We start from the raw sequence: 13,212 nt of genomic DNA, 5'->3' as shown, positions 1-13,212 counted from the left end.
ACAGTGTAATAGTTCGATAGAAATATTTTCTTCTTCTTTTATATTTCAATTAAATATAGTATAATATGAATAAATAATTTAATTTAAAGAATTGAGGTATATCAATGACTGAGAAAAAAATGAATGTAGAAAGCTTTAACTTAGATCATACAAAAGTTGTTGCACCATATATTAGATTAGTTGGTGTATATTCAGGAGAAAATGGGGATGAAATTTATAAATACGATATTAGATTTTGTCAACCTAATAAAGAGCACTTAGAAATGCCTAGTCTTCACTCGCTTGAACACCTAATTGCTGAACTTATTAGAAATCATCTTGATAATGTTCTTGACTTCGGTCCAATGGGATGTCAAACAGGATTTTATTTATCTGTAATTAATAATGATAGTTATGAAAGTGTTGAAGAAGCTCTTGCAAAAACTCTAGAAGATGTTCTAGTTGCAACAGAAGTTCCAGCATGTAATGAAGTTCAATGTGGATGGGCAGCCTCTCACTCGTTAGAAGGAGCGAAAAAAGAAGCGAAAAAATTCCTTGACAAACGCAGTGAATGGAAGAATGTATTTAGTAAATAATATAAAAATAACACCTAGTTCATATATACTAGGTGTTATTTTTAACTTTATAAACTTCTCCGTAATATCAGAGGTTTTATTTTCATATTTACATATATTATTTCTTTTTTTGAAAATCGAAATTTTATAATTTCTTTATGTAAGGTACTTTCTTAATTTCCTTACAATACAACCTCTTCAATAGTTATATTTCCTTCATAATACTTACTATATCTTATAGTAAATCTCCATATCCTCTTCTAATTAATATTGTTGCTAGAACATCTGATAATTTATTACTATCACTAACTTTTGTTTCAGCTAATTCAGATCTTTTAACACGTTTTCTATATCTTTTTTTTCTTCTTTCTTCAGCTTGTTTTGCTTTTTCATCTTGAGTATTTGTTTGTTCAGTTTTTTTATCTTCCACAGGCTTTGTAGTTCCTTCGTGTGAATTTTGTTGATCTTGCTTGTTTCCTTCTACTGGTTTAGTTGCTTCTTCTTTTACAGTAGAGTTTGTTTCGTTATTATCAGTTGGAACAGTAGTTACTGTATCTCCTAAGACCAATCTACTATCAATTAAATTAATTCCAAGATTAGCTAATTTATTAGTAATTTCATTTACTGTATTTTGGAATGCTAATTTATTTTCTAACAAGCTATTTGCTTCATTTAGAACTTTTAAGATTTCTTCTTTATTTTGTGTATAAGATTTAACTGAAGCTTCATTTTTTCCATTTAAATCTACTGATGCATTAACTAATTTTGTTGCTGCATTTACTACAGATGTTAACTGTAATTTATTTGCTTCATTTACTAAAATAGGTACAGTTATATTATTTGTAGTATTATCATCTAAATATAAAACTTTAACTACCGCTTGTTTTGAACCTAACCCAGATAGTAAATCATCTTTAGATACAATTGATAATTTAACATTAACTGGAAGTTTTGAAGTATCAACACGTCTTAAAATTTCGCTATCAGTGACACTATTTCCAAACATTACTGATAGTGGTTTATTATCAACCAATGTAGGTAAGAATGTAGCACTTAGAGTACCCTTCTCTGCTGATACTAGTTTTAATTTTTTCTGTAATGGATCAATATAACCAACTCCACTCATTCCTTGACGTTTCCCAAAGTTAAAGTCTTTGTGATTATCCATTCGTTTCTCAAAGTAAGAACTATTTGCGTGTGCTCCAAAGCTATTTCCAATATTTATATTATGCTTAGTTTGTAAAAATTTAGGAACTACATTATCGTTATTAGTTACGTAGTTTGTTATTTCATGATTTAATGTCATTTTATCAGTTAAATCACTAGCTTTCCCCATCTTACCTCCACCGAAGAAATTAAATAATCCAGTGTAGATTCTTGGAGCATTAAACGTATAGCTTCCTCTATAGGCTTCAAAATTCTTTTGTCTTGCTTCAGCAGTTGCACGTAAAGTCAGATATCCACCTAGTGAATGTCCAGTAATATATAGATTAGTTATACTTTTATCGTTTCTTAATGAATTTAATAAGTCTAATGTTGCTATACTTTCGTTTGATTCATTTCCTAATACTAATGCAGCATCAGCTTTTAAGTCACCTGCTTGTGTTACGTTAGTTCCCGCTATAGCTAAAACTTGAATTTTTTCTCCATTTAAAAATGGAAGATTATTTTTTGTTTCGAATAATGCAGCATCTAATCCATTGTCTTGGTGATATGTTTTCTTAAGAGACCAGAATGGGGCTAATTCATTATTCATCATTTTATGTAGATTAGATTTTAATGCTCCTTCAGGAAGATCTTTTGTTAATATATTTTCTATATTATTATCATTTTCATAAACTAAACTCATAAACATTGCCATATCACGAGCTGATACATTCCAAAGTAGTTTATCTTTATCTTCATTATCTGCAATACCATCTCCATCAGTATCAGCAAGTTTTGGGTGTACATTATATCCTAAATATGTTTTACCATCTTTTTTATAAATATATAATTCATCTTTATTTAAAATACCATCTCCATCATCGTCTGCATCTGGATTTAAAACAGCATTTTTATAAAGTAAATTATCATACTTTCCACCTTCTAAACCAATATATCCTTTAGAGATTGCTTCTGCATATTCGGGCGTTAATTTAGAAATAATTTGAACACCTTTTTCAACATTCTCAGCTTCTACTTCTACCTTATTTGTAGCTTGTTTAGCATTCTCTTCTTCATTTTTCTTAATGATATTAGTTAATAAGTCTTTAATATTACTACTATCTGTAGTACGTTTATCTAATACATTTAGTCCAGATGCTGTTGTTCTTTCTTTTTTATTAGATTCTACTTCTTTAGTAACCGTAGTATCTTTCTTAGTTACTTCTTCTTTTTTATTAGTATTAGCTGGTTGAACTGCTTCTACTTTTTTCTCTACTGTATTATTAGAATTTGTAGTTAAGCTATTTTCGTTAGTATTTTGTTGTTTATTCACTTCTACTTTATTTGTAGGAACAGCAGCAGTCGTTGGCTGAGCATTGTTTACTGTAGTAGCTACTTCTGTTTTATTTTCCTCTACTTTATCGCTGGCTTGCGCATTAGACCCTAAGAAAAGTATAGACCCAATAGCTACAGAGGCAATTCCTACTGTAAATTTTTTGATTGAGTACTTCATAATTCTATCTTTTTTGAACATATATTTCTCCTTGATTTTTATCTTCTATTTTTATTCAATTTCAACAAATAGTTATTTATACATATTATATTTTTACATTTTTATAAATAACTTTTCTTATTATACATAAATACATAATATTTTACAAACTAATTTTTGAAATATATTTTCATTATAAAGAAGAAGATGATATGTTTTTTTCAAAAAAACTTTTATTCAATATATATAAAATACTTTATTTATCTCTAATAGACTATAAATTTACTTAAAACTTAATTTTAACTTAATTTTTAGTATATTAAAATTCTAAAATAATTCTCTTCTAATGGATTTATAAAAACTCTCTAATTTTTTTAAAAAAATTTAAAAAAGCAGATTGAAAAATTTCAATCTGCCTTTTATTATTTAGTCGCTAAGCTACGAATTGCGTTTCTATCTAATTCGATTTCTACTTTTGGTGCTATTCTTACTTTTACAGTTACAGTTCCTACTTCTACGATATCACCATAAATCCCTGCAAAAGTTACTATTCTATCTCCTTCTTTTAAAGAGTCTTGAAGAAGTTTTAATTCTTTATTTCTTTTAGATTGTGGTCTAATAATCATGAAGTACATGAATCCAAAAAGAAATACTATCATTAATATATTAATGTATTGTGCTTGCATATTCTACCTCCTATAATTCTATAATATTAATTCTACTATATACTAGCTAAAAAATAAACCGTTTTAAATAATTTATTAGAAATTTTTAGGATTTTCTTTGTTTAATCCATATTTTTCAAAGAATTCTTCTTTATAATCTAATAATCTATCTTCCATTATTGCTTGACGTATATTTTTCATCATATTGATTAAGAAATGAATATTATGAGTTGTTGCTAAACGAGCTCCAAATACTTCATCTGCCTTAAATAGATGGCGAAGATAAGCCCTTGTATAATTTTTACAACAATAACAAGAACACTCAGGGTCTAATGGAGTAAAGTCTTCTGCGTATTTAGCATTTTTAATTACAACACGTCCTTCTGATGTCATACATGTTCCGTTACGTGCTATACGAGTAGGTAATACACAGTCAAACATATCAATACCTCTTAATACCCCTTCGAATAAGGCATCCGGTGAACCTACTCCCATTAAATATCTAGCTTTGTTTGCTGGTAATAATGGCGTTACATGCTCTAAAACTCTGTACATCTCATGTTTCGGTTCTCCAACGGATAATCCACCTATAGCGTAACCTGGAAAGTCCATACTTACTAAATCTTTAGCACTTTGTTCACGTAAATCATTGTATCCTGCTCCTTGAACTATCCCAAAGATACTTTGTGTTTTTGGATTTTTATGAGCCTCTAAACATCTTTCAGCCCAACGACTAGTTCTTTCTACAGATTGACGAATATATTTATAATCATGGTTAAAATCAGGACATTCATCGAATGCCATCATAATATCTGAACCTAATGAATTTTGAATGTGCATTGCTTTTTCTGGTGATAAAAATAATTTTTCTCCTGAAAGGTGGTTTTTAAAATGCACACCCTCTTCTTCAATTTTTCTAAAATCACTTAAAGAGAATACTTGGAATCCTCCCGAATCAGTTAGGATGCTTCCATTCCAATTCATAAATTTGTGCAATCCACCAGCTTTTTCTACTATCTTTTCTCCTGGACGTAACCATAAATGGTAAGTGTTTGATAAGATTATATCTGCCCCCATAGCTTTTACTTCTTCTGGTGACATTGTTTTAACAGTCGCTTGAGTTCCAACAGGCATAAATACTGGTGTCTCAAAACTACCATGCGGCGTATGAACAATTCCTAATCTTGCACCAGATTGCTTACAAGTTTTTATATGTTCATACCATACTGCATTTTCTTTTACATCTCTCATATAAAATTTTTCCTTTCTTTTACTAAATTATTATCATTGCGTCTCCAAAACTGAAGAATCTATATTTATTTTCTACTGCAATTTTATATAGTTCTAGTACTTTTTCTCTATTATAAAAAGCACTCACTAACATTATTAATGATGATTTTGGTAGATGGAAGTTTGTTATTAAACCATCTACACATTTAAATTCAAAACCTGGATAAATAAAAATATTTGTCCAACCCGATACAGAAACTATTTCCCCATCATTATCTCTTGCAATTGTCTCTAATGTTCTTGTAGAAGTCGTACCTACAGAAAATACTCTTCCACCATTCTTCTTAGTTTCATTTATAACATTAGCAGTTTCTTCATCAAGCGTATAATATTCAGAATGCATATCATGATCTTCTATATTTTCAACAGAAACTGGTCTAAATGTACCTAATCCAACATGAAGAGTAAGATATACTATATTAACACCTTTTTGTTTTATTTTATCTAATAATTCATTTGTAAAATGTAATCCGGCTGTTGGAGCAGCAGAGCTTCCTACTTCTTTTGAATAAACTGTTTGATAACGTTCTTTATCAGTTAGTCTTTCTTTAATATATGGTGGTAAGGGCATTGTTCCTAATTCATCTAAACGCTCTTGGAAAATTCCTTCATACTTGAATTCAAAATATCTAAAGCCATCGTCAAGAACTTTAACACATTCAGCCTCCATAATACCGTCACCAAATGATACAATACTTCCTACTTTTATTCTTTTAGCAGGTTTTACTAAGCATTCCCACATATTATGTTCTTTATTTTTTAAGAGCAGTACCTCTATAGCAGCTCCTGTATCTTTTTTTTGCCCATATAAACGTGCTGGCATAACTCTAGTATTATTTAAAACTAAAGTATCTCCTGGATTGAAATAATCAATAATATCAGAGAATACTTTATGCTCATATGTATTTTCTTTTCTATTTATCGTAAGCAACTTACTAGTATCTCTTTTTAACAAAGGTGTTTGAGCTATAAGTTCCTCAGGTAAATAAAAGTCAAATTCTTCTAATTTCATTTATAATCTCCTTTAAAAGTTACCTTTAATATTATAGCTTGAATATCAAAACTTAGCAAGTTAACAGTTGAATTTTATTAATATTTTCTATGCTTTATTATAATAAAAAAGAGATACCTTCAATAAATGAAGAATACCTCTCTAAAATCTTTTATTTATTTCCTCTTATATATTTCACATGAGCTAATACATTAGTTGCTATCCCTAATCCTATACTCAATATAAACATCGAACTTCCCCCATTACTTACAAATGGTAAAGGAACCCCCGTCATTGGTATAGAAGCTGTAACCCCACCAATATTTACTACTGATTGAACAACTAATAAGCTAGCAAATCCTATACAATACATAGCAGCAAACGTATTGCGCGATTTCGTTCCTGCAATAATAACGCGACATATAAGCGCTGTTAAAAGCCCTATTACGAATAATACTCCTACAAGACCTAGCTCTTCAGCTATAATAGCTAAGATAAAGTCTGTATGCGCCTCTGGCAAGTATCCTAGTTTTTGTATCGAGTTTCCTAACCCTCTACCAAATAATCCACCATTACCAAAAGCAATATAAGAGTTTATAACTTGATCAGCTGCTGCACTTAAATCTTCTGAGAATGGATTTAAGAATACTTTTATACGATTTGTTCTATATGAAGAACCACTAGAAAACGCACTTTTTACAAAAAGTAAAGCAACAACAATAACTATTGCCATAACTGCTAAAGTTAGCAATCTTTTTATATTTTTAAAATGCATATTAGAACATAGTGTCATAATTCCTACTACTGATAACGTGATTAACATCATACCTGTATCATTCTGGAAGAAAATTATCGCTATTAAAAATAACGGAATCCAGAAAATATTTATTAATTCATTACTTGTACAAACTTTTCTAAGTTTATCTTTTCTGGTTTCTAATATGAACGCCATGTATATTATAATAAATAATTGTGCCAATGTAGACGGCTGGAAACTAAGAGCTCCTAACCTTATCCATGATCTAGCACCGTTAATTGATGAAGATGCAAATGGAATAACTAATAATATAACCATTGCAAAAAATCCATATTGTAGAATGTTTTTATCTCTAAAAACTTCAAATGGAATTGCAACAGAGATAAATATAAATGTTATAAATGATAATACAGCCCATATTGCTTGTCGTTTTAAAAAATAAGTAGTTTCAACTGGAACTGAAGATGTAAAAATTCCATACTTATTTCCTATCATACTAGCACTATAAACCATTATACAACTTAATGTTAGTAAAACTAACAACACTAGTGTATTGGTAATATCTAACTTAGTATGTCTTTTTTCATGTTTTACTGATTTTAATGCTTTTCTATATACCATTATTAGTTCACTTTACTCTGTAAGTCAGTAGAATAGATTAAGCTTGCTTTTTCTTCTAACTCTGCAAGGATTTCTTTTCCTGCTTCATTAGTCATACATCCGATTTCTACCGCCAAATTTATCTCCTTAGATAAACCATATATTTGCGTATCAATTACGTCTTGGTATAACGGGCATTTTTTATCACCTTTTATTGATAAACATGCTAATATCATTTCTTCAATTTTCATAACATCTTCTTCTATTCTTTTTCGAACTTTCAAAAATATAAGACTGTTGTCCATTCTTATCTCCTACCCTTCTACTAGTTCCAGATTAATTTCATGTTTAATTATTACCATAGCTCTTAGAAATTCTTCTTTAGAAATTAATTCTAGTCGTCTTAATTCTCTTACTTCATATTCTACCATACTTAACGTATGTTTTCTATCTTTCATGTATATTAATATACCAAAAGATTTTAAAAATTGTTGTAAATCATAAAAAGTTTGCATAATCTTCACCCTTAATATTTACTTAACTCATCCACTAAGTTTTTATATTTATCAATTTTATTTAGTTCATAAGCTTTTTGAGCATACTCTTTAGCACTATTATAATTACCACCTTGACGCTCTATAAGACTTAGATTGTAATAAAATGGTGCAAAAGTATTATCGAAATCTTTACCTTCATTAAAAACTTTCTTGGCATCTTGAACAGATGATTGAGACATTTTTATCATACCTAATTCATAGTAAGTCAGTGCTGACCTGTTTTTTGAATCAAGTTCTTTTTCTAGACTAAAAATTTGCTCATCTGTATAAGTATTTTGCAATCTCTTTTCTATTCTTCCTAATCTATAATTATTTATTGCATTCTTTGTATTTACGCCTGCTAAATTTAAGCCAAGCCCTAAAATGCAAATACCTAAAGCACTTGCTAGTATTATATAGAGATTACGTTTTTTCATTAGTGCTAGCTGTATAAATACCCCTATTATAAATGCTAAAAGACTTAAAACTATTGATATTCTAAACAGCGCAACCATACAGGCTATATATACTATTGATATTGCACTTACATACATAAACTTCTTATTGTCATTTTTCTCACTTAGTTGACTAATAAATAAAGAACCTAATGCCCCAAAATAAGAAACTACTGCTATATTAACATCAACAGAGAATCCTATTATTAGGAATAAATTAAGTATTAGTGATACTACTAAAATCGTAATTACCGAATTTAATAAATTTAATGATTTGTTCAACAATACTGAACATACCGCAGTTATAAGGACAATCAATCCAAGGCTTTTTATATCATCTATTACAAATGCACTTGTAAAAACTCTATAAAACTGTCCACTTATGATATTTTGATATCTATATTCTAAATATTTATAAATTGATTTTTCACCATGAGTTACATAAAGTAAAAAATAATGTAATATAAAGAATAGTAAATATATTCCAGTTAAAATATTGTATTTTAAATTAAATACACTCCTATTTACTGTATTTCTTTTATATAACTCTATAACTCTAGTTTTATATCTTTCAGTATCAGGAGTCTCATCAATAAATTGTAAATCTTTTTCTTGAACAAAAATTTTCTTGTTTTTATCATTATATAAAAATCTTTCAATAAACAATTTACTAGATATTCTATATTTTTTATAGTCAAGAACTATATCGTCAAATTCTGGGGAAACACATAGAACTTTTATCTTCAAACTATTTAGTTTAAACATTTTTTTCAAGCGTTCATCATTTCTAATTATGTTTGATATAACACTATCTATTTCTGTTGATCTAAAGTATTCGCTATAAATAAATCTTATTATTTCATTATCTTCATTAATAAGCCAAACATCTTTTTTTTCAGGTCTATAGTATAAAATACTGTACCTATACTTTGTAATATAAAGATAAATTATCTTCCAAAATTTCTTGTCATTCATAATTTCATACTAATATTTAAAACTTAAATAGACGAAAGTCTATTTAAGTTTTAAATTTGCTACTTCTTGTGAAAAGTCTACATTTTCATTAAGTTTTAAAACATTGATACTTTCTATTGCATCCATATTTGTAACAACACAAGGAGTAATAATATCCTTAGCTTTTTCTTTTACTAATTCTAAATCATAAGTTAGTAATGTTTGACCTACTTCAATTTTATCCCCAGCAGATACTTTTACATCGAAACCTTCACCTTTCATTGCTACAGTTTCTAATCCAACGTGAATAAGTAATTCAATATCTCCTGATTTAATACCAAATGCGTGTTTAGTTGGGAATACTTGAATGATTTCTCCAGCTACAGGTGATACTAGTGTTCCTTCTTCAGGAATAATAGCAAATCCATCTCCCATCATTTTTTGAGCAAATACTGGGTCTGGTACTTCAGTAATATCAACTACTTTCCCTTTCATATAAGCTTTAAGTACTAACTCTTCTACTTTTTCTTCTTTATTTCCAAATAATTTTGATAAAAATCCCATTTTAATCCTCCATTTATATATACCTTCTTGATATTACTATTATATACTTTTATTACGCTTTTTTCAATTATTTTTCTCAAATTATTACATATTAATATAAAAATATCTTTACAAAAAAAGTCGCAGATAAATCTACGACTTTTATATTATACTTCATTATTTTTTTCTTCTTCAGATTTTTCTTTATAGAATAATCCATAGATATATTGTTCAGGATCAAACACTTCTAAATCATCAATATTTTCACCTAATCCTACTAGTTTTACTGGGATATCTAATTCCTTCTTAATTGCTATAACTATACCACCTTTTGCAGTACCATCAAGCTTAGTTAATATAACTCCTGTAACATCACTAACTTCTTTAAATGTTTTTGCCTGAAGAATACCATTCTGTCCTGTTGTAGCATCAATCGTTAACAATACTTCATGTGGACCTTCTGGAACTTCTCTTTTTATTACTCGAACTATTTTTTCAAGCTCTTTCATTAAATGATCTTTATTTTGTAATCGCCCTGCTGTATCACATAATAGTACATCATATCCTTTAGCTTTTGCTGATTGTATTGCATCAAAAATAATTGCGGCAGAATCAGCACCTTCATGTGATTTTACAATATCAGCACCACTTCTTTTTGCCCAAACATCTAATTGATCAATAGCACCAGCTCTAAATGTATCACCAGCAGCTATAAGGACTTTTTTCCCTTCTTTCTTTAAGTTATGAGCTAACTTACCTATTGAAGTTGTTTTACCTACCCCATTTACTCCAACAAATAAGAATATTGATAACTCTTTATCAGGTGCATAATTTAATTCAGATTTAACAGTTCCCTCCATATACACTTCTACTAATTTATCAATAATCATATCTTGAAGTTCACTAGGTTCTTTTAAGTTTTGACGTTGAGATTCTTCTTTTAAATAATCAACTAACTCCAATACCGTATTATAACTTACATCTGACTGAATAAGTAGTTCTTCTAAATCCTCAAAAAATTCTTCATTAATTTCTCTATATGAACTAATTAAGTTATTAAGTGCATTTGAAAAATTATCACGTGATTTTTTAAGACCTTTTTTAAATTTCTCTGTTACAAACTGACTTTCGACAAACTCCTCATATTCATCAAGGGAAATTAATTCAGTGTTTAACTCTTCTTTAGCCGAAAATTTTTCTTTTAATTTATCAAAAAAACTTGCCATTATGTACTCCTTACATCACTTTATTTTTCCATAGAAAAAGGGAGAAACTTCTCCCTTTTAATTAAATTATCAAAGCTTCCTAATAATTAGGGAGTTTTTTCTAATATTTTATTTATGCTTCATGTATGGGAATAGTAGAACGTCACGAATTGAAGCTGAATTAGTAAGTAACATTACTAATCTATCAATTCCTATTCCTAATCCACCTGTAGGTGGCATACCATATTCAAGAGCTTCTACGAAATCTTCATCCATTTCGTAAACTTCTTCATTTCCTGCATCTTTCTCATCCATTTGAGCTAAGAAACGTTCTTTTTGATCGATTGGGTCATTTAACTCACTGAATGCATTAGCATGTTCACGTCTTACGATAAATAATTCAAAGCGATCAGTAAATCTCTTATCTTCAGCATTAGTTTTAGCTAATGGAGATACTTCTACTGGATGACCATATATAAATGTTGGTTGTACTAATGTTTCTTCTACAAACACTTCGAAGAATTCATTAATAATATGACCAACTTTCATATCTTTTCTTACAGGAACATTGTGTTCTTTCGCTAAAGCATGAGCTTGTTCATCTGTCATTTCTTGCCAAAAATCAACACCAGTTACATCTTTAATTGCATCTACCATATGGATACGAGCCCATTTTGGTGTTAAATCAATTTCATCTTCACCGTACATGATTTTTGTTGTTCCATGAATCTCATTACAAATATAAGCAATCATAGATTCTGTTAAGTCCATAATATCATTATAATCAGCATATGCTTCATATAGCTCAATCATTGTGAATTCCGGATTGTGTCGTGTTGATACACCTTCGTTTCGGAAAGCACGACCAATTTCATAAACTTTTTCTAAACCACCAACTATTAGACGTTTTAATGGTAATTCAAGAGCGATACGCATAAATAATTCCATATCTAACGCATTATGGTGAGTTACAAATGGACGAGCAGCAGCACCACCTGCAATAGTATGCATCATTGGAGTTTCCACTTCTAAATATCCACGCTCATTTAGGTAACTACGCATTATTTGAATAATTTTTGAACGAAGGATAAATGTTTCTTTACTATCTTCATTCATTATTAAATCAACATATCTTCTTCTGTATCTTTCTTCTACATCTTTAAGACCATGGAACTTATCTGGAAGTGGTCTTAATGCTTTTGTTAAAATTTCAAATTTATCTGCTTTTACTGATAATTCTCCTACATTTGTTTTAAATAGAACTCCAGTAACACCTACTATATCTCCTAAGTCAAGAGTTTTGAAATATTCATATGAATCTCCTACTCTATCTTGACGAACATAAATTTGAATTTGTCCACCTAAATCTTGAACATGAGCAAAACCTGCTTTTCCCTTTCCACGTTTTGTCATTATACGTCCTGCAATTGTAACAGTTACAGATTTTTCTTCTAATTCTTCTTTACTAAATTTATCGAATTCTTCTACTAATTCATTAGAAAGATGTGTTCTTTCAAATTTTGTACCAAATGGATCTAGTCCATGCTCACGCATAGATTCCATTTTTTCACGACGAACAAGCATCTGATCGTTAAGTTCTTGTACATCATTAACTTTAATTTCTTCTGTCATGTTGTTTTCCTCTCTAGTTTTATCTAGTATTTTTCACATACACAATATTATATCATATTTATCAGTTTTTTGTTAAATCTTTATTTAGTTTTTTAAAAATTTTTTCTTTTAGCTTAAATTTGAAAATAGTATATCTCCAGTAGATTTATACTATTTTTATGATTCTATAAAATTAGAAAATAATTACATTTGAATTTTTAATATTTTTTTGTCAAATTTACGTTAGAAAATTTAACATTTTTTTACTGAAAACTATTGTTAATTCAATTAAAATAATATATAATAAGAATGCAAGAAAACATTTTCAAAGTAGAATGCATTAGTGTAAAGGGTAATATACTTTACACTATTATATTCTCAAAAAAGTTTTTATATACGCATTATTATATTAA

Annotated in this window: 12 protein-coding genes; 1 reads left to right on the top strand and 11 read right to left on the bottom strand. The window is 28.8% G+C overall.

What is annotated here, in order from left to right:
• Positions 1–104 precede the first annotated feature (104 nt).
• Positions 105–575 (top strand): S-ribosylhomocysteine lyase, encoded by a 471-nt coding sequence (locus T369_RS0100220; RefSeq protein WP_031550116.1) that lies wholly within the window; start codon positions 105–107, stop codon positions 573–575.
• A gap of 214 nt (positions 576–789) precedes the next feature.
• Here T369_RS0100220 and T369_RS0100215 read toward each other — a convergent pair whose 3' ends face one another.
• The 11 genes from T369_RS0100215 to lysS form a co-directional block, all read right to left on the bottom strand.
• Positions 790–3,234, bottom strand: a complete 2,445-nt coding sequence (locus tag T369_RS0100215; RefSeq protein WP_051618943.1) for a YSIRK-type signal peptide-containing protein — start codon at positions 3,232–3,234, stop codon at positions 790–792.
• A 380-nt stretch (positions 3,235–3,614) separates the two neighbouring features.
• Positions 3,615–3,878: a preprotein translocase subunit YajC gene (gene yajC, locus T369_RS0100210; protein WP_006364412.1), complete on the bottom strand. Its 264-nt coding sequence runs from the start codon at positions 3,876–3,878 to the stop codon at positions 3,615–3,617.
• A 75-nt stretch (positions 3,879–3,953) separates the two neighbouring features.
• Positions 3,954–5,108 (bottom strand): tRNA guanosine(34) transglycosylase Tgt, encoded by a 1,155-nt coding sequence (gene tgt / locus T369_RS0100205; protein ID WP_031550112.1) that lies wholly within the window; start codon positions 5,106–5,108, stop codon positions 3,954–3,956.
• A gap of 22 nt (positions 5,109–5,130) precedes the next feature.
• Positions 5,131–6,159: a tRNA preQ1(34) S-adenosylmethionine ribosyltransferase-isomerase QueA gene (gene queA / locus T369_RS0100200; RefSeq protein WP_031550110.1), complete on the bottom strand. Its 1,029-nt coding sequence runs from the start codon at positions 6,157–6,159 to the stop codon at positions 5,131–5,133.
• Positions 6,160–6,310: 151 nt separating this feature from the next.
• Positions 6,311–7,516 (bottom strand): FtsW/RodA/SpoVE family cell cycle protein, encoded by a 1,206-nt coding sequence (locus T369_RS0100195; RefSeq protein WP_031550108.1) that lies wholly within the window; start codon positions 7,514–7,516, stop codon positions 6,311–6,313.
• A 2-nt stretch (positions 7,517–7,518) separates the two neighbouring features.
• Complete coding sequence (locus T369_RS0100190) at positions 7,519–7,800, bottom strand: DUF1507 family protein (RefSeq protein ID WP_006364416.1); 282 nt, start codon at positions 7,798–7,800, stop codon at positions 7,519–7,521.
• A 9-nt stretch (positions 7,801–7,809) separates the two neighbouring features.
• Positions 7,810–8,010 carry a YqgQ family protein gene (locus T369_RS0100185; RefSeq protein WP_031550106.1) on the bottom strand — a complete coding sequence of 67 codons (201 nt, stop codon included), beginning with the start codon at positions 8,008–8,010 and terminating at the stop codon, positions 7,810–7,812.
• Between the two features lie 11 nt (positions 8,011–8,021).
• Positions 8,022–9,461 carry a tetratricopeptide repeat protein gene (locus tag T369_RS0100180; RefSeq protein ID WP_031550104.1) on the bottom strand — a complete coding sequence of 480 codons (1,440 nt, stop codon included), beginning with the start codon at positions 9,459–9,461 and terminating at the stop codon, positions 8,022–8,024.
• A gap of 39 nt (positions 9,462–9,500) precedes the next feature.
• Positions 9,501–10,004 (bottom strand): PTS sugar transporter subunit IIA, encoded by a 504-nt coding sequence (locus T369_RS0100175; RefSeq protein WP_031550102.1) that lies wholly within the window; start codon positions 10,002–10,004, stop codon positions 9,501–9,503.
• 146 nt (positions 10,005–10,150) lie between these two features.
• On the bottom strand, positions 10,151–11,209 hold the full coding sequence (gene ftsY, locus T369_RS0100170; protein WP_031550099.1) for a signal recognition particle-docking protein FtsY: 1,059 nt from the start codon (positions 11,207–11,209) through the stop codon (positions 10,151–10,153).
• A 108-nt stretch (positions 11,210–11,317) separates the two neighbouring features.
• The gene (gene lysS, locus T369_RS0100165) at positions 11,318–12,820 is read right to left on the bottom strand and encodes a lysine--tRNA ligase (RefSeq protein ID WP_006364421.1); all 1,503 of its coding nucleotides are present in this window, start codon (positions 12,818–12,820) and stop codon (positions 11,318–11,320) included.
• Between the last annotated feature and the right edge of the window lie 392 nt (positions 12,821–13,212).

Source organism: Gemella sanguinis ATCC 700632 (assembly GCF_000701685.1).
Taxonomy (GTDB): domain Bacteria; phylum Bacillota; class Bacilli; order Staphylococcales; family Gemellaceae; genus Gemella; species Gemella sanguinis.
The sequence above is the reverse complement of the archived record's forward strand: the minus strand, read 5'-3'. Positions and strand labels throughout refer to the sequence as shown.

Bases quoted from the DNA above. Each gene is read 5' to 3' on its own strand.
- T369_RS0100190 (WP_006364416.1), bottom strand. From the start codon at position 7,800: ATGGACAACAGTCTTATATTTTTGAAAGTTCGAAAAAGAATAGAAGAA.
- ftsY (WP_031550099.1), bottom strand. From the start codon at position 11,209: ATGGCAAGTTTTTTTGATAAATTAAAAGAAAAATTTTCGGCTAAAGAA.
- T369_RS0100175 (WP_031550102.1), bottom strand. From the start codon at position 10,004: ATGGGATTTTTATCAAAATTATTTGGAAATAAAGAAGAAAAAGTAGAA.
- lysS (WP_006364421.1), bottom strand. From the start codon at position 12,820: ATGACAGAAGAAATTAAAGTTAATGATGTACAAGAACTTAACGATCAG.
- T369_RS0100180 (WP_031550104.1), bottom strand. From the start codon at position 9,461: ATGAATGACAAGAAATTTTGGAAGATAATTTATCTTTATATTACAAAG.
- yajC (WP_006364412.1), bottom strand. From the start codon at position 3,878: ATGCAAGCACAATACATTAATATATTAATGATAGTATTTCTTTTTGGA.
- T369_RS0100215 (WP_051618943.1), bottom strand. From the start codon at position 3,234: ATGTTCAAAAAAGATAGAATTATGAAGTACTCAATCAAAAAATTTACA.
- queA (WP_031550110.1), bottom strand. From the start codon at position 6,159: ATGAAATTAGAAGAATTTGACTTTTATTTACCTGAGGAACTTATAGCT.
- T369_RS0100195 (WP_031550108.1), bottom strand. From the start codon at position 7,516: ATGGTATATAGAAAAGCATTAAAATCAGTAAAACATGAAAAAAGACAT.
- T369_RS0100220 (WP_031550116.1), top strand. From the start codon at position 105: ATGACTGAGAAAAAAATGAATGTAGAAAGCTTTAACTTAGATCATACA.
- tgt (WP_031550112.1), bottom strand. From the start codon at position 5,108: ATGAGAGATGTAAAAGAAAATGCAGTATGGTATGAACATATAAAAACT.
- T369_RS0100185 (WP_031550106.1), bottom strand. From the start codon at position 8,010: ATGCAAACTTTTTATGATTTACAACAATTTTTAAAATCTTTTGGTATA.